The organism is Pseudomonas sp. 01L34, assembly GCF_056400265.1.
Genome location: NZ_JBFTSX010000009.1, coordinates 202,135 through 225,340, shown reverse-complemented (window position 1 = coordinate 225,340; position 23,206 = coordinate 202,135). Strand labels below are relative to the sequence as shown.

21 protein-coding genes, 1 other RNA gene and 2 pseudogenes are annotated in these 23,206 nt (G+C 58.2%); 7 read left to right on the top strand and 17 right to left on the bottom strand.

Annotated elements, in window-relative coordinates; translation table 11 throughout:
* Nucleotides 1–28: 28 nt before the first annotated feature.
* The 4 genes from AC1DQM_RS26260 (at nt 29) to AC1DQM_RS26245 (ending at nt 4,243) form a co-directional block, all read left to right on the top strand.
* The gene (locus tag AC1DQM_RS26260; protein WP_064616102.1) at nt 29–1,378 is read left to right on the top strand and encodes a GntT/GntP/DsdX family permease; all 1,350 of its coding nucleotides are present in this window, start codon (nt 29–31) and stop codon (nt 1,376–1,378) included.
* A gap of 15 nt (nt 1,379–1,393) precedes the next feature.
* Nucleotides 1,394–2,254, top strand: coding sequence for a MurR/RpiR family transcriptional regulator (locus tag AC1DQM_RS26255; RefSeq protein ID WP_019582627.1), 861 nt, complete (start codon nt 1,394–1,396; stop codon nt 2,252–2,254).
* Between the two features lies 1 nt (nt 2,255).
* The gene (locus AC1DQM_RS26250) at nt 2,256–3,713 is read left to right on the top strand and encodes an N-acyl-D-amino-acid deacylase family protein (RefSeq protein ID WP_477747058.1); all 1,458 of its coding nucleotides are present in this window, start codon (nt 2,256–2,258) and stop codon (nt 3,711–3,713) included.
* A 161-nt stretch (nt 3,714–3,874) separates the two neighbouring features.
* Nucleotides 3,875–4,243 carry a glyoxalase superfamily protein gene (locus tag AC1DQM_RS26245; protein ID WP_018929431.1) on the top strand — a complete coding sequence of 123 codons (369 nt, stop codon included), beginning with the start codon at nt 3,875–3,877 and terminating at the stop codon, nt 4,241–4,243.
* Between the two features lie 112 nt (nt 4,244–4,355).
* Here AC1DQM_RS26245 and AC1DQM_RS26240 read toward each other — a convergent pair whose 3' ends face one another.
* Both AC1DQM_RS26240 and AC1DQM_RS26235 read right to left on the bottom strand, forming a co-directional pair.
* A complete protein-coding gene (locus AC1DQM_RS26240) occupies nt 4,356–5,060 on the bottom strand; it encodes a methyl-accepting chemotaxis protein (RefSeq protein WP_404942391.1) in 705 nt (234 codons plus the stop codon).
* 201 nt (nt 5,061–5,261) lie between these two features.
* A pseudogene (locus tag AC1DQM_RS26235) lies at nt 5,262–6,140 on the bottom strand (methyl-accepting chemotaxis protein); the annotation flags it as partial.
* A 395-nt stretch (nt 6,141–6,535) separates the two neighbouring features.
* Between AC1DQM_RS26235 and pmrG the strand changes: the two are divergent.
* Both pmrG and AC1DQM_RS26225 read left to right on the top strand, forming a co-directional pair.
* The gene (gene pmrG, locus AC1DQM_RS26230) at nt 6,536–7,207 is read left to right on the top strand and encodes a lipopolysaccharide core heptose(II)-phosphate phosphatase PmrG (protein WP_026286668.1); all 672 of its coding nucleotides are present in this window, start codon (nt 6,536–6,538) and stop codon (nt 7,205–7,207) included.
* A 34-nt stretch (nt 7,208–7,241) separates the two neighbouring features.
* Nucleotides 7,242–8,105 (top strand): phosphatase PAP2 family protein, encoded by an 864-nt coding sequence (locus AC1DQM_RS26225; protein WP_064616104.1) that lies wholly within the window; start codon nt 7,242–7,244, stop codon nt 8,103–8,105.
* Here AC1DQM_RS26225 and AC1DQM_RS26220 read toward each other — a convergent pair.
* Complete coding sequence (locus AC1DQM_RS26220) at nt 8,056–9,495, bottom strand: ArnT family glycosyltransferase (RefSeq protein WP_477747057.1); 1,440 nt, start codon at nt 9,493–9,495, stop codon at nt 8,056–8,058. The two genes, AC1DQM_RS26225 and AC1DQM_RS26220, sit on opposite strands and share 50 nt — an antisense overlap.
* 193 nt (nt 9,496–9,688) lie before the next feature.
* Between AC1DQM_RS26220 and AC1DQM_RS26215 the strand changes: the two genes are divergently transcribed.
* Nucleotides 9,689–10,213 (top strand): GNAT family N-acetyltransferase, encoded by a 525-nt coding sequence (locus AC1DQM_RS26215; RefSeq protein ID WP_477747056.1) that lies wholly within the window; start codon nt 9,689–9,691, stop codon nt 10,211–10,213.
* Between the two features lie 221 nt (nt 10,214–10,434).
* On the opposite strand, the gene AC1DQM_RS26210 is transcribed toward AC1DQM_RS26215, so the two are convergent.
* The 14 genes and pseudogenes from AC1DQM_RS26210 to AC1DQM_RS26145 form a co-directional block, all read right to left on the bottom strand.
* The gene (locus AC1DQM_RS26210; protein ID WP_018929437.1) at nt 10,435–10,842 is read right to left on the bottom strand and encodes a PIN-like domain-containing protein; all 408 of its coding nucleotides are present in this window, start codon (nt 10,840–10,842) and stop codon (nt 10,435–10,437) included.
* Nucleotides 10,839–11,531, bottom strand: coding sequence for a DUF433 domain-containing protein (locus AC1DQM_RS26205; RefSeq protein ID WP_018929438.1), 693 nt, complete (start codon nt 11,529–11,531; stop codon nt 10,839–10,841). The genes AC1DQM_RS26210 and AC1DQM_RS26205 overlap by 4 nt, the downstream gene beginning before the upstream one ends.
* Nucleotides 11,532–11,961: 430 nt before the next feature.
* Nucleotides 11,962–12,330: a DUF6124 family protein gene (locus AC1DQM_RS26200; RefSeq protein WP_477747055.1), complete on the bottom strand. Its 369-nt coding sequence runs from the start codon at nt 12,328–12,330 to the stop codon at nt 11,962–11,964.
* Nucleotides 12,331–12,557: 227 nt separating this feature from the next.
* Complete coding sequence (locus tag AC1DQM_RS26195; RefSeq protein WP_309475747.1) at nt 12,558–13,598, bottom strand: DMT family transporter; 1,041 nt, start codon at nt 13,596–13,598, stop codon at nt 12,558–12,560.
* 152 nt (nt 13,599–13,750) lie between these two features.
* Nucleotides 13,751–14,008, bottom strand: coding sequence for a hypothetical protein (locus tag AC1DQM_RS26190; protein ID WP_028939924.1), 258 nt, complete (start codon nt 14,006–14,008; stop codon nt 13,751–13,753).
* Between the two features lie 35 nt (nt 14,009–14,043).
* Nucleotides 14,044–14,412, bottom strand: a complete 369-nt coding sequence (locus AC1DQM_RS26185) for a DUF6124 family protein (protein WP_413696278.1) — start codon at nt 14,410–14,412, stop codon at nt 14,044–14,046.
* A 952-nt stretch (nt 14,413–15,364) separates the two neighbouring features.
* Nucleotides 15,365–15,571: pseudogene (locus AC1DQM_RS26180) on the bottom strand (hydrolase); the annotation flags it as partial.
* 26 nt (nt 15,572–15,597) lie between these two features.
* Nucleotides 15,598–16,095 carry a GNAT family N-acetyltransferase gene (locus AC1DQM_RS26175; RefSeq protein ID WP_477747054.1) on the bottom strand — a complete coding sequence of 166 codons (498 nt, stop codon included), beginning with the start codon at nt 16,093–16,095 and terminating at the stop codon, nt 15,598–15,600.
* 270 nt (nt 16,096–16,365) lie between these two features.
* Nucleotides 16,366–16,763, bottom strand: a transfer-messenger RNA (tmRNA) gene (ssrA, locus tag AC1DQM_RS26170).
* Nucleotides 16,764–16,860: 97 nt separating this feature from the next.
* The gene (locus AC1DQM_RS26165) at nt 16,861–17,136 is read right to left on the bottom strand and encodes a hypothetical protein (protein ID WP_018929463.1); all 276 of its coding nucleotides are present in this window, start codon (nt 17,134–17,136) and stop codon (nt 16,861–16,863) included.
* Nucleotides 17,137–17,354: 218 nt separating this feature from the next.
* Nucleotides 17,355–20,165, bottom strand: coding sequence for an FAD-binding and (Fe-S)-binding domain-containing protein (locus AC1DQM_RS26160; RefSeq protein ID WP_477747053.1), 2,811 nt, complete (start codon nt 20,163–20,165; stop codon nt 17,355–17,357).
* Nucleotides 20,162–20,833 (bottom strand): LutC/YkgG family protein, encoded by a 672-nt coding sequence (locus tag AC1DQM_RS26155; protein ID WP_018929465.1) that lies wholly within the window; start codon nt 20,831–20,833, stop codon nt 20,162–20,164. Before AC1DQM_RS26155 ends, AC1DQM_RS26160 begins: the two co-directional genes overlap by 4 nt.
* Complete coding sequence (locus tag AC1DQM_RS26150; protein ID WP_018929466.1) at nt 20,833–22,287, bottom strand: LutB/LldF family L-lactate oxidation iron-sulfur protein; 1,455 nt, start codon at nt 22,285–22,287, stop codon at nt 20,833–20,835. The genes AC1DQM_RS26155 and AC1DQM_RS26150 overlap by 1 nt, the downstream gene beginning before the upstream one ends.
* Nucleotides 22,284–23,108, bottom strand: coding sequence for a (Fe-S)-binding protein (locus AC1DQM_RS26145; protein ID WP_018929467.1), 825 nt, complete (start codon nt 23,106–23,108; stop codon nt 22,284–22,286). The genes AC1DQM_RS26150 and AC1DQM_RS26145 overlap by 4 nt, the downstream gene beginning before the upstream one ends.
* Between the last annotated feature and the right edge of the window lie 98 nt (nt 23,109–23,206).

The window sequence follows — 23,206 nt, the reverse complement described above, 5'->3', positions numbered from 1 at the left end:
TCGACGTGACCCTTTCGAGGAGTACCGCATGACGCTTTCCTTCGGCTATTGGCTGTTGGTTTACGCCGCCATCGCCATCATTGCGCTGATCGTTCTGATCGCCCGTTACCGGATCAATCCCTTCATTGTGATCACCCTGGTGTCCATCGGCCTGGCGCTGTTGGCAGGGATGCCGCCGTCGGGTGTGGTGGGGGCGTATGAGGCCGGGGTTGGCAAGACGTTGGGGCACATTGCGCTGGTGGTGGCGCTGGGCACGATGCTCGGCAAGATGATGGCCGAGTCCGGCGGTGCGGAGCAGGTGGCGCGCACCTTGATCGACCGTTTCGGCGAGAAAAATGCCCACTGGGCGATGGTGTGTATCGCCTTTCTTGTAGGGCTGCCGCTGTTCTTCGAGGTCGGTTTTGTCTTGCTGGTGCCGATCGCGTTTACCGTGGCGCGGCGGGTGGGCGTGTCCATTCTGATGGTCGGTTTGCCGATGGTTGCGGGGCTTTCGGTGGTCCACGCGCTGGTACCGCCACACCCGGCGGCGATGCTGGCGGTGCAGGTCTATCAGGCGTCGGTGGGGCAGACCTTGCTCTACGCGATTCTGATCGGTATTCCGACTGCGATCATCGCCGGTCCCCTGTACGCCAAATTCATCGTGCCGCGCATTCAACTGCCGGCCGATAACCCCCTGGAACGCCAGTTCCTGGAGCGTGAGCCGCGCGATAGCCTGCCGGGTTTTGGTGTCACCATGGCCACGATTCTGTTGCCGGTGGTGCTGATGTTGATCGGCGGCTGGGCCAACCTGATCTCCACGCCGGGTAGCGGATTCAATCAGTTCCTGCTGTTCATCGGCAACTCGGTGATCGCCTTGCTGCTGGCGACCTTGCTGAGTTTCTGGACCCTCGGCCTGGCCCAGGGCTTCAATCGCGAGTCGATCCTCAAGTTCACCAATGAATGCCTGGCGCCGACCGCCAGCATCACCTTGCTGGTCGGTGCCGGTGGTGGCTTGAACCGAATTCTGGTGGACGCTGGCGTCACCAATCAGATCGTCAGCCTGGCCGATGAATTCCAGTTGTCGCCGCTGTTGATGGGTTGGCTGTTCGCCGCGTTGATGCGCATCGCCACTGGTTCTGCCACCGTGGCCATGACCACCGCGTCAGGGATTGTCGCGCCGGTGGCCGTTGGTCTGGGTTATCCCCACCCGGAGCTGTTGGTGCTGGCGACGGGGGCGGGGTCGGTTATCTTTTCCCACGTCAACGACGGCGGCTTCTGGTTGATCAAGGAATACTTCAACATGACCGTCACCCAGACCTTCAAGACCTGGACAGTGCTCGAGACGCTGATCTCGGTGGTCGCCTTCGGCCTGACCGTTGGCCTTTCTCACCTGCTTTAGTCGGAGCCATCCGCCATGGACATCCTCTATCAGATCCGCGCTCGTCAGGAATCCTTCAGCGCCGGCGAAGGACGTATCGCTCGGCTGATGCTCGACGATGTAGGATTTGCCGCATCCGCCAGCCTCGATGAGCTGGCGCAGCGGGCGGAAGTCAGCACTGCCACGCTGTCGCGATTCGCCCGTACAGTCGGTTGCCGCGACCTGCGGGATTTGCGCCTGCAACTGGCCCAGGCCAGTGGCGTCGGTAGCCGCTTTCTGGACCCGGCGGGCACGCCCGAACAGTCGGCGTTCTACGGGCAGATTGTCGGCGATATCGAGTCGACTTTGCGCCAGCACCTGGCGGCGTTCGATGAGTCGCGCTTCGCCGATGCGGTGAAACTGTTGGGCAAGGCACGGATGATTCACGCCTTCGGCATGGGCGGCTGCTCGACCCTGTGCAGCGATGAACTGCAAGTGCGCCTGGTGCGCCTTGGCTACCCGATTGCGGTGTGCCACGACCCGGTGATGATGCGCGTCACCGCCGCCAGCCTTGGCGCCGAACACGCGGTCATCGCCTGCTCGCTGACCGGCATCACGCCCGAACTGCTCGAAGCGGTGGAGCTGGCGCGCAGCTACGGCGCACGAATTCTCGCCATCACCCGCGCCGACTCGCCGCTGGCGCAATTGGCCGATGTGCTGTTGCCGCTGCAAAGCGCCGAGACTTCCTTCATCTACAAACCCACGGCGGCGCGCTACGGCATGTTGTTGGCCATCGATGTGCTCGCCACCGAGCTGGCGCTGGCCAGTCCTGAAGACAATCAAGAACGTCTGCGGCGGATCAAACTGGCCCTGGACGACTACCGCGGCGGCGACGATCACTTGCCGCTGGGAGACTGACATGATGTACGACACGCTGATCCGCAATGCGCTGATTATCGACGGCAGCAACACCCCCGGTTACCCCGCTGACGTGGCGATTCTGAATGGCCGCATCGAGCGAATCGGCGATTTGCACAACGCTCGCGCCATCGAAGAAATCGAGGCCGCTGGCCGAGTGTTGGCGCCGGGTTTCATCGATGTGCATACCCACGACGATACGGTGGTGATTCGCCAGCCGCAGATGCTGCCCAAACTCACCCAGGGTGTGACCACGGTGATTGTCGGCAACTGCGGGATCAGCGCGTCGCCGGTGAGTTTGCGCGGTGATCCGCCGGACCCGATGAACCTGCTCGGTACCGCCGCGGCGTTTGTTTATCCGCGCTTCAGCGACTATCGCGCGGCCGTCGAAGCGGCCAATACCACGCTGAACGTGGCTGCGCTGGTGGGGCACACCGCGTTGCGCAGCAATCACCTGGACGATCTGTATCGCACCGCGACCGACGCTGAAATCAGCGCGATGCGCGAGCAACTGCGCGATAGCCTTGAGGCCGGTGCCTTGGGTTTATCCACAGGCTTGGCCTACGCCAGCGCCTTCTCGGCATCCACTGATGAGGTGATGCAGTTGACCGAAGAGTTGACGGCATTCGGCGCGGTCTACACCACCCATTTACGCAGTGAGTTCGAACCGGTGCTGGAGGCCATGGACGAGGCGTTCCGCATCGGACGCCACGCACAGTCGCCGGTGATCATTTCCCACCTCAAATGTGCCGGCGCCGGTAACTGGGGGCGTAGTCCGCAATTGCTGGCGTCCCTCGAACACGCCGCGAAAACCCACCCGGTGGCTTGCGATTGTTATCCCTACGCGGCGAGTTCTTCGACGCTGGACCTCAAGCAAGTCACCGATGCCCATCGCATCACCATCACCTGGTCCACGCCGCACCCGGAAATGGGGGGGCGGGATCTGATGGACATTGCTGCCGAGTGGGGCACTGCGCTGCTCGAAGCCGCCCGCCGACTGCAACCGGCGGGGGCGGTGTATTACGGCATGGACGAGGCTGATGTACGAAGCATCCTCGCGCATCCGCTGTCGATGATCGGCTCCGACGGTTTGCCGGAAGACCCGTTTCCGCATCCACGCTTGTGGGGCGCATTCCCACGAGTGCTCGGACATTTCAGTCGCGACGTCGGCCTGTTTCCGCTGCATACCGCCGTGTACAAGATGACCGGGTTGTCGGCGGCACGCTTTGGCTTGAAGGAACGTGGCGAGATTCGTGAAGGGTATTGGGCGGATCTGGTGTTGTTCGATCCGGCGACGATTCGCGATGTGGCCGACTTCAACGATCCGCAGCGGGCGGCGCAAGGGATTGATGGAGTGTGGATCAACGGAGTCTTGAGTTACCGCGACGGGCAGGCGAACGGCAGAAGGGAAGGGCGATTTCTGGCGCGGGAGGGGGATTTGCGTAGAGGGTTTCATTGATCGCGCCTTCGTAGAAGCTGCCGAAGGTTCGGGCCGCGTTCGGACGATCTTTTGATCCAGGTCTCATGGTGGCACATTGCAGTTAAAGAAAGCCGTCACCAAGCCGAAGCGCTGACATCCAGCCCAGTCACACTGGGCTCATTCAGTCAGGGAGTTACCCCATGAGTTTCGGCAAAACCACCCCGATCCTGCGGATTTTCGATGAAACCAAGGCTTTGGAGTTCTACGTCGAGTTTCTGGGGTTCAAGATTGATTGGCAGCACCGCTTCGAGGCGAACCTCCCGCTGTACCTGCAAATCTCCCGTGGCGAGTGCGTGCTGCACCTCTCCGAACATCATGGCGACGCGACACCGGGCTCGGCCCTGCGCATCGAGACCGATGAGCTGGAGGCGTTCCAGCAGCAATTGCTGGCCAAGGAATATAAGTTTGCGCACCCACAAATCCAGGCGATGCCGTGGGGCAGTCAGGACATGACCGTGGCCGATCCGTTTGGCAATCGGTTGGTGTTTACCAATGCGATTAGTGTTTAAGCGTTAGATAGCCTTCGCGGGCAAGCCTCGCTCCTTGTACAGGTTACTCACTGAACCTGTAGAAGCGAGGCTTGCCCGAGAAGGCGATTAATCATTCACCGCAAAGTGAATATCAAACCCGGAAGTGACTCACCATCATCTGCAACTGATTGCCCAACCGCGCCAGCTCGACACTGGACGCAGCGGTTTCGTCGCTGGCGGTGGCGGTCTGTTCGGACACGTCGCGTACGTTGATGATGCTGCGGCTGATCTCTTCGGCCACGGCGCTTTGTTGCTCGGCGGCGGCAGCGATCTGCTGGTTCATTGACTGAATGTTGGACACCGTGCGGGTGATGTTTTCCAGTGATACGCCGGCCTTGCGAGTCAGCGCCACGCTGCTGTCGGTCAGGGTACGACTGTTGTTCATCACCGCCGCCACTTGTTGAGTGCCGTTCTGCAAGCCGGCCACCAGGCCTTCGATTTCCTCGGTGGATTTTTGCGTGCGCTGGGCCAGGCCACGAACTTCGTCAGCCACCACCGCAAAACCACGACCAGCCTCACCGGCACGGGCCGCTTCGATGGCAGCGTTGAGGGCCAGCAGGTTGGTCTGCTCTGCCACGGCCTTGATCACATCCATGACGCTGCCGATCTTGTCGCTTTCCTGCTGCAGTACGCTCATCGCTTCAGTGGAACGCACCACTTCGCTGGCCAGCCGCTCGATCTGGGCGATGGCTTCGTTGACCACTTTGTCACCTTCGCGAGCTTCACCGTCAGCGGCGGCTGCGGCCTGAGAGGCTTCTTCGGCGTTGCGCGCGACTTCCTGCACGGTGGCCGTCATTTCGTGCATGGCGGTGGCGACCTGATCGGTTTCCACTTTCTGGCTGTTCACACCGGCGCTGGTCTGTTCGGTCACGGCCGACAGCTCTTCGGCGGCGCTGGCGATCTGGGTGACGCCATCGCGGATGCCGCTGATCAAGTCCCGCAGGGTCACGCCCATGCGCGCAATGCCTTGCTGCAACACGCCGAGTTCGTCGCGGCGGGTGACCTTGATGTCCTGAGACAAGTCACCACCGGCGATGCGCTCGACCACTTTAAGGGTATCGCGCAACGGACCGGTGATCTGACAGGTGATGACCACCGCGGCGATGATGCCCACCAGCAACGCCAGCAAGGTGCTGATCAATTGAAGTGTGCGGGCCTGGGCGCTTTCGGCATCACGGCGGTCGAGCTGGAATTGATACAGCTGATCGCTCAGGGTCACGATGGCGGCGCCCTGATCGGTCATTTCCTTACGCGCCTGCACCGCATCGGTGTTGGCGGCTTTATAGGCTTGCAAGGCACTGCGGTAGTTGCTCAGGGCGGTTTCCAACTGACGCAGCGCATCTTGTTGGGTCTCGGCGAAATGCGCGTTCAGCGACTTCAGGCTGGCGATGGCCGCATCCAGTTGGGAAACGGCTTTCTGCTCGGTCTCGGCATTGGTGTTAGCGGTGTAGCCGCGCACTTCATAGCGGGCAAGAATGAACGCTTCCTTGGCGGCAGTGATGGCCAGGAACTGTTCGAAGCGCTGATCGCTCAAGGGCATTTGCTGTACGCGGATGTTGATTGCGTCGATCAGCTTGCTGGCGGTTTCGGCGTTGGCGCCCATGGCGTCGCGGGCGCTGTTGCCGGTGCGGTAGGCGCTGCGCATTTTGTTCAGCGACGTCTGATAAGCGGCGATGGTCGCGGCCTGCTCTTTGAGCATTTTGACGTTTTCAGGGTTTTTGAAGCTGCCCAGCAGGGCGGTTTGCTGAGCAACAAAACTGTCCAGGGTGGTTTGCACATTCTGTGCGGCGGTTTCGTCGCCGTTGGTCAGCATGTATTGCAGGCGAACCACGCGCAGCTTGGTCAGGCCGGCATTGAGCTGAGTGATGTCGCTCATCCAGTTGCTGCGGTCAATCAACCCGCCCAGGCTGGTCCAGCCGGTCAGGGCGAGAATGCAGGTCAGTGCCAGGACCAGGCCGAATCCCAGGCCCAGTTTCAAGTTCACGCTGATGTTGCCGAACCAGCTATTCATCAAATTCCTCCAGGAACGTTGCGCTTTCGATCGTCGGTTGGCTGGAAGATTTTTGTTTTTGGGAGCCAGCAAGGTGTGTAGCAGGTATGTATCGGCCGCAATCCCGGGAGCTGAAAGGATTTTGTCGGATGGATTCTGTAACAAGATTTTTACGCAGTTCTTAAGCTTTTTTTCACATGGGTTTCACCAGCAGCCAACGCGAGACTCGCTACCCTTGCGGTTTTGTATGATTGTGATGCATGCCGGCGAGGCGGCTGAACGTGGAATTGAGACTGAGTCTGTTCGGGATAAAACGCTCGATCGATCTGAGCCGTTTGGCCCGTTATCGAAACGCAATGGTCATCGTGGCCTCACTGCTGCTGGTGATTCCGCTGACCGTGTGGCTGTTGCGACCTGCGGCTGTGCCCGATCTGTCCCATGGCAATGTGGCGGGTGCCCGTGCGCTGGCTGCGGGGTGGGCCAAGGGCGACATGATCGTGCTGGTGCGTCACGTTGAGCGTTGCGATCACTCCACCGCCCCCTGTCTGATTGGCAATGATGGCATTACAGATCGCTCGCGCAGTGTGGCAGTGGGGGTCGGTGCGCAGTTTGAACGTCTGGGCCTGAACAAGACCGATATCTATAACAGTCCGATCATCCGTGCGGCACAGACCTCCAGTTATATGTTCAACAAGGTTGGCGTCGGCGAGGACTGGTTGATCAACTGCCGGGGCAGTATGTTACGTGATGCTCTGGCGCACAAAGTGGCGGGGCGCAACCTGATTCTGGTGACCCACAGTGAGTGCATGGCGGAACTCGAAAAAGAGCTCAAGCTGCCGACTGCTACGCTAGGCTACGGCGCTTCTCTGTTTATCTCCGCTGAAAAACCTCAGGAACCTCGTATGCTTGGTTCCATCGAAGCCTCTGACTGGCATTCGGTGACCACCGAATGAGCTTCTTCTTCATCACTCTGGATCTGGACGTACAATGCTGACTTCTTCCCGTTACCGCTTTTACTGGGTGAACTTTGGTATTCCGCTGGCCTGCGCGGTCGCGGTGTTCCTGATGTTTGACATGACCAAAATCGACATCGCTTTCAGCGATCTTTTTTATGACCCGGTTACCCAGGTGTTTCCGTTGGAGCATGTCCGTCTGTTCGAGCAGATCACCCATAAATGGGCGCGGATCATCCCGAACTGGACGGGTGAGATTGCGATCATCGGCGCCTTGCTGTCATTTCTCTGGCCGCGACTGAAGGCTGAAAAACATTCGAAGATCATCGCCTTCCTGGAAAAAATCAAAGTCGCGCCTGTGCTTCGGTTCGCCAGTAAACACCGCCGGGACTTCCTGTATGTGGTGTTCGCGTTTTCCATCAGCACCGGCGTTATCCACTACCTCAAGAGCCACACCAGTGTGTATTGCCCGGTTGAAACCACTCAGTACGCCGGGAAAATCGAGCACAAGGAGTGGTACCAGAATTTTGACCTGCTGAAAGAAGCCGGTGACGGTCGCTGCTGGCCGGGTGGGCATGCGTCGGGCGGCTTCACCATGCTCGCGCTGTACTTCGTGGCTCGCCGCTACCGCTGGCGGTACGCTAAAGCGATGATGTACGGCTCGCTGCTGCTCGGTTTCGTCTACGGCACGACACGGGTCCTGCAAGGCTGGCACTACATGTCCCACACCTTTTGGGCCGGGATCTTCGTGTGGCTGACGTGTTTACTGACGGCATTGGCGTTCTATGGGCGGGCGCGACTGGAGCTGCCGGTGCTGCAAAAGGCTGAGCTACCCGTCGCTGAGCCGTTTACAGGGTTACAAAGTAGTAAGCCTGACGCCCCACCATCATTGTCTTGATCACCTTTAAGGGTGCGGCGGGTTCATTTACACCAGACATGAGTGCCACATTAGCCGGTGAGGCGCTCAGAAACTCATGCAATTGCGCCTCGGTATCCAGGCCTTTGAGTACGCGTCGGGTGTAGAACACGCTGGCGCCGCCCACCCGCTCGTTGGCTTGAAACAATGCGACCTGCTGCCCGCTGGCCTGGAATGCCTGAATCTGTTCAGTCAGCGGCAGGAAGGACAGTGTGCGATCAGCGTGAGGCAATACCCATTGTGCGGCAGCGAGGTAGCTGCCAATCACCATGGCCAGTACGCCAACCCCTATACCGCGACGATGCCGGACAATCAGCCCCGGCAAGGTCGATGCACCGGAGTAGGCCTGAAGTCGCTCGAACAGCACGCTCGCATATTCCGCGGCAATCACCGCCGCTGCAGGCGTCATGGACATCAGGTACACCGTGCGTTTGCTCGACGCCAGGGTCAGCATGACGAACTGCGCCAGCAGCCACACCGTGAAGAACAACAGGTAACGATTGGCCATCAGGCTTTTGCGAAAGTGCCACAGCCCCAGGTACACCAGAATGTTCCAGGGCGCGAAGGTCTCCGGCAGCTTGGCCAGGTAGTAGTAGAACGGTTCGTAATGGCCGGCCTCGACGAAGGAGCCGCTGAAGCGCCCGACACTGTTGGTCAGCAACACTTCCCCCACGGCATGCACACCATCGCGCTGATACAGCACCGCGAGCCAGATCATCAGCGGCACCAATCCCAACAGTGTCAACAGGCCGGGGCGCAGCCAGTCCGAGGGCTTCAGGCGCTTGTCCATCAAGGCTTCGGTCAGCAGATACGCGAAAATCACCACCCCCGGCATCGCCAGCCCCAGTACGCCTTTGCTCAAGGTCGCGATGGCGATCCCTGATGCAAAAAGCAGGGCGTTGCCGACAGTCGAATACCGTGTCCCCTGAAAAAATGCCAGCAGCGCCATGCTCACGCCGAAGGCCAGCAACGCGTCTTCGCCGACGCTGCGCGTGTTGCTCCAGTAACTGGCCATGGTCGCCAGCAAAATCCCCGCCGTCCAGGCAATGACCTTGGGCCGGTCGAACCGCCGCAGCATCGCATACAGCAACATCACGCTGAACAACCCGGCAAACGCCGACGCGAGCCGCACCGCCCACGGCGTACCGCCGAATGCGCGAATCGCCCCGGCGTCGAGCCACAAGCTCAAGGGCGGTTTCTCAAGAAATGGCTCGCCGAACAAATGCGGGGTCACCCAGTCGTTATCCAGGTGCATCTCCATGGCAATTCCGGCGACCCGGGCCTCCGTGGAACCTTGTAATTGGTGATTGCTTAGCGCGAAGAAAAATAGCAGAGCGGCGAGTAGAAACAGTGAAGAGACGGGGCGTGACATGAGTTTCTGGCTAACCGAGCAGGGGACCGGGAACCCCAAGCATACGAGTTGAATGCTTAACGAAACATGAACGACCAGCGAGAGGTGACGGGTGACGTTGGGGCAGCACTAACGGGGGGCGATCTGAGTAGCAGCGTCCTTCCAGGCGCTGTTATTGTCTGACGTCATGGAGTTGGTAGTTAAGGATGATGCAATGGAGCTTGCGCTGACGGTTGGCACTCACACATTGAGATTGAGCGCCCCCGACCCCGAATGGTGTAAAGCGTTGCAGCATGCGCTGAACGCCAGTTTTACAGTCCACTGCGAATTTCTGCCCTGGGCCAAACCCTACACCACCGAGGACGAGGCCCGATCGTTCCTCGCGCGGGCAGTCGATGAATTCAAAAGCGAAACCGGTGAGCGGCGGCTGTTTATCGTCGACGATACCGCGCACGCGATCATCGGCTGTATTGGCTTGAAGCCCCGGCGCCGTAACCGGTATGTGGTCGGCTACTGGGTCAATACCGAGTATTCGGGCAAAGGCTATATGCGCACGGCGCTTGAAGCGTTGATCAAAAGCATGCCCGGTTTCACGTTTTACCTGACCATCGCATCGGCCAATGTGGCGAGCCAGCGGCTGGCCGAAGCGGCCGGGTTTGGTTTGATCAGACGGTGTTATCAGAGGCCTTGTTTGCAGCCGCATGAGGCGCAGGTTATGTATCTGTATCGGTTGAAATGATGGTGGGAGCAGTCACTGGAACCGACCGCTAACCAGATCGCAGGCAAAAAAAAGCCCGCGGGAGGGCGGGCAAACCGTAGTTTCTTGAATGAGCGAGGGGGAATGTACAGGTTGGAGGGGGGGCGGTGGGGTGAAGAAAAATTCATGTGGATGGATGGCTTCAGTCGCTCGTAGCTTCACCAAAGGTATGAATGAAAAGAAGCCCTGTCACGGTTCGGGGTTTATATTTTTATTTGATCAAATTTTCCGTGCGCCGGACATTTCCACGGTACGCGGAACGCAGCGCCACCTCCATTCAGATGTGCCTGACTCATGATCGACGGCCACCATCGCACCAGGTTATGCGCTTTGTTCCAATAAGACTCGTTTCCCCAATGCTTGGCCAAACAGAAGACCGGCAGTCCGCACTCGCGGAACGCTCTCTTTTCAATATCACCTTTTGTGAATTTGTCTTGAGAGATGACAGCCCATCCACCTTCTTCTCTCAGCACTGATATCCATGCCACATCAGCGGTGCTTTGCGGAAATTTATCCCTTAAAGACAGTACCGAATGGCCCTCAGCTTTAGTCAGTTCGTTCAAGGCTCGGGCCAACGCAGGGGGAAGATTGTTATCCAATAGGAACTTCAAGCCGCATTCCTTTGCTCAAAACTGACCGCTGCCTCAACTGCAGCAATAGGTATTTCATAGAGGCGGGCTACACGTTTGACGTCTCTGCCTTCAGCTCTGTAGGCGCTAAAAATGGCTGCTGTGTCAATTCCCGTACCTGACAGGACAGGTTTTCCAAAGTTTCGAGAGGGGTCGAGAACGATGGCTTTGCTGCGTTTGACCGGATACCAGCGCTGCGCCGAGCCTGATCCTGTGTAGTCGATACCTTCATAGAGCGAAGGTTTGATGACTTGTTCGAATGCATACTGTCGCTTGATCAAGTCCAGAAGTGCCTCATCCCCTGTTTCACCCATCACCGTGGCGAAGATGCTTCGTCCGTCGGTTTGAAAGCGTTTGCAGGTGAATGGGTACGCTTGGTTAAACAACTCTTTTGCTTGCTGCGAGGCACTACGGATGGCTTGCAGGCTTACGCCGTGTTGGCGAAAAGCATGAACGAAACGAATTTCCAGTAAGTCATGAAAGCCTAGAACGCACTCGTTCACATCAGACAGCTCTGAGTCCCAAAGCCCCGGATGCTGAACACCGTGGGCGGTGTATCCGAATAACCAGCGGCGTATATCGGTAGCTGAAATCCCGGTGTAAAGCGAAGCTTCTGCTGGGGTGTACAAGCCAATGCCGACAAGGCGGCTAGGTAGCTTAATGTTTTGCATGTTGGCCTCCTTGTCAGCAGGTGATCCGATGGATGGATTCTGGTCGTAAGGGTGAACTCAAGCAACTGGTCGGGGACGAACCGCTGTTTTGTTTGGGCAGAGTAGGTTTGAAGCGTGAGCTACACAATCAGCTCGGAGTCGTCACGGCTTGCAGGAAATTTCTGAAAACCCTGTCCTGTAAGTCGCTTGGGCGAAAACGTGGCTACTCTCTCGTCTATTGAGTCGACAGTAAGTTGCAGATTATGAAACCTAGTGTTGAGTCGTCTGACACTGCATTGTCTTGTATAAGTAACATTCAGCTTCAATTGTCATGCATACATAACATCTCTACCCATTCAAAGCCCAAAAAGGCACCTGCGATATTCTCGTCAGGTGCCTTTTTGTGTTGGGGGAGCGGTAAAGACTCCATTCGATCAACGAGCGCGATCACTCAGTGAAGAACGGGAGGCTCGCCCACGGCCACCGACGCGTTCGGATCAAGGTTATCCTTCGCTCGGTTGACCAAAAGCTCGGTCAGCATCGTCAACTGCTGAAGCGCCAGTGCCACATTGCGCTGCGGGCCTTCGAGTCGGTCGGCAAAGTCCAGCGTCATGACGTTGAGGGACGCCAGGGTTTCGCTGGCGTGAGCGAGCAGGGTGGGCATGTCGACGTCGGGGCGGACGCTGAAGATGTTCCTGTTCAGGTTGCGCCGGCGGGCACTGACGGAGCGTTCGGTGGTTTTGGGCTGTTGGGTCGGGTCGAGGGTTTCAGGTTGTGAAGTGGCCGGATTTTTCAGTGGGATTCGGGTGATCTTTTTCATAAGGGCGTTCCATTGGTTTAGGGATCCTTACGTAATTTCGGCTTGTTAAAACCATCCGCAGGGTCGCAGCGAAGGGTGAAGACTATCTTTCAGAAATGTTGTTCACCAGTTCATGGCAGTCGCTACGGGTTGCAGGAAAATTCCCAGGATGACGTGGTTCTAATCTGTCAGAGAAATCCTTTTCCACTACTGTTGACCCTGAGCAACCGCCACGCCGTCTCAGTCGCTCAGTGTTGGTGCCTGTGATGGATATCGGGAAAGTGCGGATGACTGTGTTTAATGGGAGCGTGGTCGTGTAAATGGCTATGAGGTTCAGTGCCGTCCCACTCAAAGGCATGTTCATGTTGATGGTGCTCGTCATGAATATGCGGATGGTCATGTGTTTGCGGATCGTGTTGGTGCTCGTGAGAGTGGCTTTCGGTCAGGTGTATCCAGACGCCAACTCCCATCAGGCCGGCAGCCACCCAAAACACCCACGTCACCGCTTCGCCTAACAACAGGATCGAAATAGCGGCCCCCAGGAACGGTGCAGTAGAGAAGTACGCACCTGTGCGCGCGGTGCCAAGCCCCCGCAAAGCCAAAACGAACAGCACCAGGCTAACGCCGTAGCCCAAAAAGCCTACCAGTAGCGTTGGCCCCAATAGAGATAACTCGGGGAGATGCATGCCAAGAGCAATCCCCAAAGCGCAGTTGACGACCCCGGCGACCAATCCTTTGATGCCAGCGATGAACAATGCATCCGATGCGGAAACCTTCCGGGTAAGGTTGTTATCGATGGCCCAACAAAAACAGGCAATCACCACGGCGACCGGGCCAACCCAGCCGTGGATCCCTGCGGAAGTCTGAGGCCAACCCAAGAGCACGCCACCGGCAACGATTGCGATCATTCCAGCGACGATCCGCCGGTCGGCGTTCTCCTTGAACACCATCCAGGCAAGCAGGGCGGTCAATACCGCCTCAAGGTTTAGCAACAGCGAAGCAGTGGTAGCTGATGTGAGGGTAAGGCCAAACATTAAAGACACCGGCCCCAACACGCCGCCGAACGCGATAGCACCAATGAGCCATGGCCATTCTGAAATGGTTAAACCGACAGGCTGCCAGCCGCGATCGCGGATCAGCCGGGTAACCGTGAGACCCAAGCCACTTCCCAGGTAAAGCAAACCGGCGAGCAAGACGGGTGAAACGTTCAGCCCCAGGACCTTGGCAAGCGGCGTGCTGGCGCCAAACAGCGCTGCAGCACCCAAGGCGTATATAACGCTTTTGTTCATCATCTGTTCCGTAGCAAAAGGCATGATTGAGAAACACGATACTCGTCATGCATCGATAGCGCATTGAATCGAATCCACAAAAAAGGCACCTGCGATAGGCTCGTCAGGTGCCTTTTTGCGTTGGGGGGCAACGATGCCCTATGCCGGATGCGTTAAGACGCTGAAACCTGCCTCTGCAACCGCCGCCCCACCACATCCAGCAAATCGCAACCATCGCGCAACGAAGTCACCAACACCCGCGCCAGCTCACTGTGAACGCCTTCGTTCACAGCGAAACTCTCCAGCAATTGAGTCGCCGTGCGGATGCGGTAAGCCGCCGTTTCATGCAGCACATCCAGCGGCGCTTCAGTGTCGATCAGCAGCGACGCGATAGTGCAGTCGATGCCGGTGATCGGCATGTATCGATCCATGACAAAACCTCCATTCGATCAACGATCGCGATTGCTCAGTGGCAGACGGGCTCGACCGCCGGCATGGGCGAATCAAGGTTATCCAGCGCTCGATTGATCAACATCTCGGCCAGCACGGCCAGTTGCTGCATCGCCAATGCCACATTGCGATGCGAGCCTTCGAGATGGTCGGCCAGGTCGGTGGTCATGACGTTCAAGGAGGCCAGGGTTTCGCTGGCGTGACCGAGCAGGGTGGGGGTGTCGACGTCGGGGAGGATGGTGAACACATGGCTCACGGGGTCGGGGTGTTTCGGGTTGCGCAAGCGGGCGCTGACGGCGCGTTGGGTGGCTTGGGAGAGTTGGGTCAGGTCGAGGTCTTCCGACTCTGAAAGGGTTGGGTTTTCAAGTGGGTTGGTCTTTTTCATGGAGGAACTCCGAAAGGTTAGGGATCCCTACGCTTTTCGGCCTGTCAAAACCGTCCGCCGGGTTGCAGCGAAGAGGGAAGACTATCTTCCAGAAATGTTGTTCGCCAGTTCATGGAAGCCGCTACGGGTTGCGGGAAATTTCCTAGGATGGTGTGTACGAGCCTGTCAGGCAGGTGTGGACCGACGCTGCGGGCGAGTGAGATCGAAGAGCTTCTATCTCATAAATGGAGCTAGTTACAGTCGGACTGGATTGGTGAGCGCTCCGTCCCGAATAGGGCCATTCCAAGCGATGGGTGAGAGTAGGAATACTGTGGCAAGGAAAGCTACCTGGGACAGGTAAAACGGCTCCAGCCATTGTTGATTCAACGCGACGTATAAAGTGTTATGGGTCACGTCGACCAAAATAATCGCTAACGTAAGCACGATTCCGGCTCTTGGCTTGATGAAAAGTAGCAGTGCTGCAAGCGGGTCAAAAAACGTAAGCGCCCCCCAGAAAATGCGGCTGGCCAAGTAAGCGCTATCCCCGTATCCGTAGTCCCAGAGCAATCCATGCGAAACGTCTGCACGGATGTGATTAGCAGTTGCGATGAAAAGGCAGCATGCGAACAAAATTCTGATGGCGAATGACAATCTTGGCATGGCGTTATCTACATTCGTGATCTATGCCCTGCATGATAGCGGGACCGACCAACGACGCTAACAGTTGCAAACTGGGAATGCGTAATCGCTGAACGCTTGCGTTAAATGGACGAGCTGAAGATGAGCCTGTTGCCAGAACAAATCTGCTAAGGTCGACCATCGTTGATACCGCTGACAGGGAGTCATGCATGGCAAAGCCAGCCGCACGTATCACCGATCCGACCAGTGCCCAATACTTGGACATGGCACCAAAGCCATCGCCTCCGGATGCTCAAAAATAGAGTCATCCCGGTAGGAAGAGAAAAGGGCCTTTAACCCGATCCACCCCCAGGCTTTTCAAATACTCGATGGTCTCAGACGATGGTGCGTAACCGTGCTTGATAAAGACGCGGTCGGTCTGGATCAGGTTGTCGTCGTCTGGAGCGGGGTGCAGCTTCTGGAAGGGCGTTTGGGATCCGTCGTGGCGTTCGATGGTGGCGACGCAGGGCAGGGTGCCGATGAGTGTCTGGATACCGTCGATGAGCCCAAGGCAGCTTCATCCGAAGCCTATACATCCAGCGCACGGACAAAGACATTCACGTCATTACCGTAGTACACGGAAGAGCCTTCATACTGAAACCGCAACTTAGATAAAACATAAGTAGAAGCATTGTTATCGGGCCAGACGAGAGCAACACACTCTGAAAGACCTAGCACGTCACGCGCATAATCGAGAATTGCCGCACCAGCCTCTGTAGCGTATCCGTTACCCCAAAAGACTTTAGCGAAACGGTATGCCAGTTGAAATCGATCAGTGGATTCTAGGGGGGTGAGGCTTATCCAGCCAATTGGTTTCCCCTGTAACTCCACACGCCAATGCCCTGGCCCCTCATGCGGTGCAGAATTTACATAGGCGAGAACTTCTTTCCGTCGAGAAGGGGTAGGGGCAACTACTCCGGTCGTGTAGCGCATGACCTCTGGGTCGGCCTCCATCGTCATCACAAAACTGACATCATCCGGCGACAGGCGCGTTATCAAAAGTCTGCGGGTCTTAAACGTCGCCATTGCGCAACTCCAATGCTGATTACTCACCGCAGGCAGTCTACTGACGCGGCCGCCGATTGGGACAATAACCGATACCCTAACCAGTTCACGAGCGCAGATGGTTATTGAACGCGCGGTCCACATGTGTTTGCCAGCCGCTTACATTTCAAGAACCGTTCAGCAGAATCAAAGCAAAGGAGCCCGCTTGTATGCTGGGGCTTGGAGGGAGGAGGAGGGACAAACCCCAGATGCGACAAAGCCCGCACTTGGCGGGCTTTGTCGTTTTCGGATTGGTGGAGCCGGGGGGAATTGAACCCCCGTCCGCCAGTACTCCGCTGTCGGTACTACATGCGTAGCCGTGTCTATTAAGTTAACCCTCAGCGACCCGACGGGCAGGGTGCTTTGGGCGAGTTGTGTAAGTTTTAGCCGCTTCGTCCACAACGTACTGCACGGCGATTCTGTTCTATATGACAATCACTTTGGGTTTACAGACATCCCCTGATGATTGCTGGACCCGAAGGTACCAGAAGCTCAGGATCTAAGGCTGCTTACGCAGCGAGAGAGAATTCCTGGCCGTAGGTTTCGTCATTGGCAACTATAAGTAGTTGCAACAGTGGATTTACGACTTCTGTTACCAAGTCGGCATGCACCTAAAGTTTCGCAACCGGCGTCGAATCCAAAGCGGCCCCGAACCTGCTGTGTGTAACCAGCAGGTAAGCGAAGTGTACGCCAATACGCGCGGCGAGTCGACCTTCTGTCCTTACCTGCATGTTATCTGGCCCGGCCCTAATGGCTATTCATGTGGCTTTGAATGTCCTGGAGCGCTTGCTGCGCCAGGGAAACACACTCTCTGTCGTTGTTGGAGGCGTGGGCGGCCTTGGCTTGTTCGGCTTTGGTGACGACGACACCTTTGGTGGCGGCGTCCAGCGTGGCTGCGCTGGACAGCTTGCTGTTGACCTCCTGGAGCTTCATTACGCATTGATCGCTATCGTTTGAGGCGTATGCGGAGGAGGCCAGCATTGTTGCAGTGAGGAGCAGTCCAGCCAGGGCGGAACGCTTCATGGGTATCTCCTGGAACGGGGGTGGGGATTGGGCCACGCTGATTGGGGCTTAACAAATGGACTGTGACGGCGTGCAAGGGTTCTGTTTTCGCTTGCGAGGGAGTGAAAGATTTTCCGGGAGGAGGGTGCGAAAAAGGGGCAATGACGCCTAACGCACAATCCCTGTGGGAACGGGTTTTTGCATTATGCGTTATTGCCCCTTCTTTTTGTGCTTCGGTGTCAGACCGCTCTGGCCTGGGTCACCCGATCCACCAGATAGACCAGCCCGTGGTAGTCAATTCCACCGTGTTGTGTCAGACCAATCTCACAGGTGCGGCTGGTGGAAATCCCTTCGCTGCATTGCTGTACCGAGTCCTTCAGCGTGCGTAACGAATGGGCGTTTAATTCCGGCGTGGTGAAGCCTTTGTCGCCAGCAAAACCACAGCAGTGAATGCCTTCCGGAATGACCACGTTTTTACTGCATTTGCGCGCCAGATCGATTAACGCCTGGCTCTCGCCTAGATGCTGCGTGCTGCACGTGACGTGCACCGCGATCGGTGCTTCCTGCGGGGTGAAGTCCAGTCGGTCCATCAAATGCGTACGGATGAAACGCACCGGGTCGTACAGGTCCAGTCGTACGTCGCCCAGGTCCTGAACCAGCCGCAGCGTGCAGGGGCTGGTGTCGCAGTAGATCGGGTCGAGCCCGCCGCGGCTGGCGTGCAGCAGTGCGCCGATCAGCTCCTGACGTTTGTGTTCGGCCTGTTCGGCATAGCCCTTGGACGCGAATGGCTGGCCGCAGCAGAGGTTGTCCTGATTGTCTGGAAAGACTACCTGGTAACCGGCCTTTTCCAGCAGGCCACGGGTTTTGTCGTACAGCGACATTTGCTCTTTATCACCCGCCGCCGGGCCCATGACCCGCGACACGCAGGCCGCGAGATACACCACCCGAGGGCGTTCGTCCGATACGCTCGGGCTGAAGCGAATGGCCTTTTCCGGCTGTGGCATGGCGTTGGTCCATTGCGGGACCTGGCCTTTGGACAAGCGGGTCAATGTTGCCGAAAGCTTCGCCAAGCGTGGCGCCCCCAACAGCATCCGCGCACCGTTGGCGACATGCAGGGTGAAGCGCGCGCCTTGTAACGCAGTGGCGAAATTGCCTTCAATCCAGTTGGCGGTTTTCGTATGGGTCGCGTTACGGCCACGGAGCTTTTTCACCAGCTCGCCGGTGTTGATGCCTACAGGGCAACGTTGTGCACACAGGCCTGTGGCGGCGCAGGTATCGATGCCCTGGTATTCGTAGGCTTGCTCCAATTCGGCGGTGTCTATGCCGGCGCGTTTCTTCGCCTGGATGTCACGCCAGATCACGATGCGCTGGCGTGGGCTCAAGGTCAGGCCTTTCGACGGGCACACCGGTTCGCAGAAACCGCATTCGATGCACTTATCCACAATCTCATCGGCGGCGGGCAGCGGCTTCAGGTGTTTGAGGTGGATCTGTGGATCGTCGCTGAGCACCACGTCCGGGTTGAGAATGCCGTTGGGGTCGAGCAGGCGTTTGAGCTGCCACATCAACTGGTAGGCGTCGCTGCCCCATTCCAGTTCGACGAAGGGCGCCATGTTGCGACCGGTGCCGTGTTCGGCCTTCAGCGAGCCGCCGAACTCCACGGCCACCAACTGCGCCACGTCGTCCATGAACGCCTGGTAGCGTGCGACTTCTTCCGCGCTGTTGAAGCCTTGGGTGAAGACAAAGTGCAGATTGCCTTCCAGGGCGTGTCCGAAAAGGATCGCTTCGTCGTAGTGATGTTTGTCGAACAGCTCGATCAGGCGATTCACGCCGATGGCCAGTTGTTCCACCGGGAAGGTCACGTCTTCGATGATCACCGTGGTGCCGGTTTTGCGCACCGCGCCGACGGCGGGGAAGGTGTCCTTGCGGATCGCCCAGAGCCGGGCGTTTTCCACCGGGTCTTCGGTGAAGTCGACTTGTTTTTCCACTGGGAAGTCGGTCAGCGACGCCATGATCTGCGCCAGTTGTTCCTGCAGCAAAGTGGAGGAGGCCGCGCGGGATTCGATCAACAGAGCGCAGGCATTAGGCGACAGTTGTTGTACGAAAGCCGGCATGCCGGGCTTGTCCTGCACTGAGCGCAGGCTGCGACGGTCCAGCAGTTCCACGGCCGACACTGGTTGGCTTTTCAGGACGGAAACCGCGTTGCAGCAGGTTTCCACGTCCGGGAACACAATCAGCGCCGATGCCTTGTTCGGGTGATCGATCACCGTGTCGTAGGTCACCGCGCTGATGAACCCCAGCGTGCCTTCGGAACCCACCAGCAAGTGGCTCAAGATATCCACAGGCTCGTCAAAATCCACCAGGGCATTGAGTGACAGCCCGGTGGTATTTTTCAGACGGTATTTGTGGCGAATTTTCGCAGCCAGTTCGGCATTGGCGCGGGTCTCGCGGCCCAGTGTCGCCAGACGCTCCAGCAATTCGGCGTGGCTCTTTCGGAACGCCGCAACACTGCTGGCGTCTTCGGTATCGAGTCGGCTGCCATCGGCCAGCACCAGACGAATGCCGGCCAGGGTGTGATAGGTATTTTGCGCTGTGCCGCAGCACATGCCGCTGGCATTGTTGGCGACGATGCCGCCGATTTTACAGGCATTGATCGACGCCGGATCCGGACCGATCTTGCGTCCGAACGGTGCCAGCCACGCATTGGCCTGCGCGCCGATCACGCCCGGTTGCAGACGGATTTGCGTACCCTGGCCACGGATCTCGCGACCGTTCCAGTTATCCCCCAGCACGATCAGCACCGAGTCACTGATGGCCTGGCCAGACAGGCTGGTGCCGGCGGCACGGAAGGTCACCGGGACGTGGTCCCGTTGCGCCAGTTTGAGCAGCGCCACTACTTCGTCTTCGGACTCGACGCGGATCACCAGTTTTGGAATCAGCCGGTAGAAACTGGCGTCGGTGCCGAAGGCCAGGGTTGATAGCGGGTCGTCGAAACGTCGTGTTTCAGGAATCAGTTGCTGCGCATCGCGCAGAAAAGCCGCCGGTAGACTCATTGGTCCTCCAGGATCAACACCACCAGGTCTTTCGGGCCGTGGGCACCGTAAGCCAGCACTTGCTCGATGTCGGCAGTCTTCGACGGGCCGGACACCAGCAAGGCGTTGGTCGGCATGCCTTGGGCCCATTCGAATTCCTGCTGCACCTGATAGAAGTTGTCGCGGATTTCACTGGCCTTGAGCAGGGCAAAATGCACTGGCGGCACCAGGCTCATCAAGCGCGGTTCTTCCCGCGTCGGCCAGAGAATCAGGCTACCGGTCGCGGCGATCGCGCCGAGGGTGGTAGTCAGGCTGGCCGGGGTGTCGTTGAACAACTCGGCTTTCCATTCCTCGACCGGGCGGTTGTAGGCTTTGAGCGCTGGCAGGCCAGGATTTTTCGCCCAATGCTCGGTGATGCGTTGCCCGTGGGGCGTCGTCGGCGCAATCAGCAGGCTCGGCAACTGGCGGTCCCGCAGCAGTTGCGCGAGCAATTCGGGCCAGCCTTCCCTGGACGTCAGATGGATTTCGGTATGCACCGCTTCCATCAGTTTGCGCAGTTGCGAAATGCGTTGTTCCGGCGTGTAGGTGTAAGGCTCGGTCACCAGTTCGACATCGAAGTTGTCAGCCACCGGCGTGGTGCCCGTCAGACTGTTGCGCAATTTGGCGAGGATATTTTGCTTGGCGCTCATCAACGGTCCCCCTGTTTGGCCAGATGCTCGCGGGCCATGTCATGCAGTGAGCGGGCCGCGGGTTTCGGTGCGCTGTGGTTCTGGGTCCATGGGCCGACGTTGCTCGGCGTCAGCGCTCGCAGGCGAGTGGCGAAGAAGCCGAACAGGCGATAAAGCGTTGGCGAACTGTTGAGCCTGGCCCAGGCGTTCCAGATAAATCGTTCTTTGCGCGAATACTTGCTGCCCTGACCGCGCATCACTTGATGTGGGCTGTCCGGCGCTTTGACGTTTTCTTCCCGCAGGCGACGCAGCAATGCAGGAATCGGAATTTTTACCGGGCAGACCTCACCGCAGGCGCCGCATAACGACGAGGCGCTCGGGTGGTCGGGGACTTTCGCCAGGCCGACCATGTGCGGGGTGATGATTTTTCCGATAGGCCCAGGGTAAACCTCGCCGTAGGCATGACCGCCGATTCGGGTGTAGACCGGGCAATGATTCATACAGGCGCCGCAGCGGATGCAGTTCAGGGTCTGGCGCAATTCGCTGTCGGCAAATGCCTGGCTGCGACCGTTGTCGAGCAGCACCAAGTGCACTTCCTGTGGGCCGTCGAGTTCATGTTCCTTGCGCGGGCCGGAGATCATGTTGACGTAGGTGGTGATCGGGATGCCCAGGGCCGAGCGGGTCAGCAGCGACAACAGCGGCACTACGTCGCGCAGGTTTTCCACGACTTTTTCGATGCCGGTTACGGCGATGTGCACCGGCGGCACCGTGGTGGTCATCCGCCCGTTGCCTTCGTTTTCCACCAGCAGCAAGGTGCCGGTTTCGGCCACTGCGAAGTTGACGCCGGAGACGCCGATGTCGGCTTCGAAGAATTTCTGCCGCAAGACTTTTCGACCGATCTGAATGAGTTGGTCAACGTCCTTGGTGTACTCCACGCCAAGTTTGTCGTGGAACAAGGACGCGACCTGACCGGCATTCTTGTGGATCGCCGGCATAATGATGTGTGAAGGCTTCTCGTGGTCGAGCTGGACGATGTATTCACCCATGTCCGACTCCAGGCATTCAATGCCTTGAGCTTCGAGGACATGGTTCATCTCCATCTCTTCGCTGACCATCGATTTGCCCTTGATCACTTGCCGCGCCTCGTGAGCGCGGATGATCGACAAGACGATGCCATTGGCTTCGTCCACCGTTTCCGCCCAGTGCACTGTCACACCGTTGCGGGTCAGGTTCTGTTCAAGCTGCTCGAGCAGGTCGGGCAGCTTGGATAATGCACGGGCGCGGACCGCATTGCCCAGCGCTCGCAAATGTTCTCTTTCATGGGCATCGCTGAAGGACGCTGCCCGTTTGTTCATCAGTGAATCCATCGCGCTGCGAAAGTTGTTTCGCAATTGCGTGTCAGCCAAAGCCTTGTGAGCCCGGCTGCGAAAATCTTCATCTACGGCGACCGTAGGAATAATCGTGGAGCTGCTCATCGGGCACCTCCGGTACGCTGCCAAAGGAAGCTGGCCAGATGCTGACCGCGCAACGCCTCCTGCTGTTTCTCCAACGAGCCGTTGATGTTCATCAGGCAGCCGCAGTCGGCACTGAGTACCTTGTGCGCGCCGGATTCCTTCAACGCACGGGTCTTGTCAGCCACCATCGCACCGGAAATATCCGGCATACGGACGCTGAAAGTCCCACCAAAGCCACAGCATTCACTTTCGTGGCTGTGGTCGACTCGCTCCACGTTGCTCAGCTGCGCCAACAACTCACGGCCATGCAGGTGGGTGTTCATTTCACGACGTGCCGAGCACGACGTGTGCAACGCCACTTTCACCGGTTCGCCGCTGTCCTTGAGCTGCACCTTGCAGACAAACAGCAAGAACTCGGCAAGCTCGTAAGTCCGTGCCGCGAGGGCCTGAACCTGTTTCAGCGTTTGCGGCTCGTCCTTGAACAGGTCGGCATAGTGTTCGCGCAACATGCCCGCGCAAGAACCCGACGGCACCACCACCGGATAATCCCCGGCAAACAACGCCAGTTGCGAGCGCGCCACGGTCCGGGCCTGTTCGGTGTAACCCGAGGTGTAGGCCGGTTGCCCGCAGCAGCTTTGCCCTTGCGGGTATTCGACACGAATGCCCTCGCGTTCCAGCAGGTGGATCGCGTCCATCCCGGCTTCGGGGTAGAACAGATCCACCACGCAGGTCCCGAACAGGTACACCCGTGACGGTTTTTCGCTGGGGTATTGCCGAGGTTCAGGCAGTGGCGGGGCGACGCGGGTCGCGTTCGGCACAGCGTTGTAAAAAAGCTCGCTCATCAGGCGTGTCTCCGGGTGGTCCCGGTTATCCGTCCGCTGAGGCTGCTGAATATAGAGAGAGAAGCTTTCAGCAGCCTTGCAGACCCGGTTGTGAATAG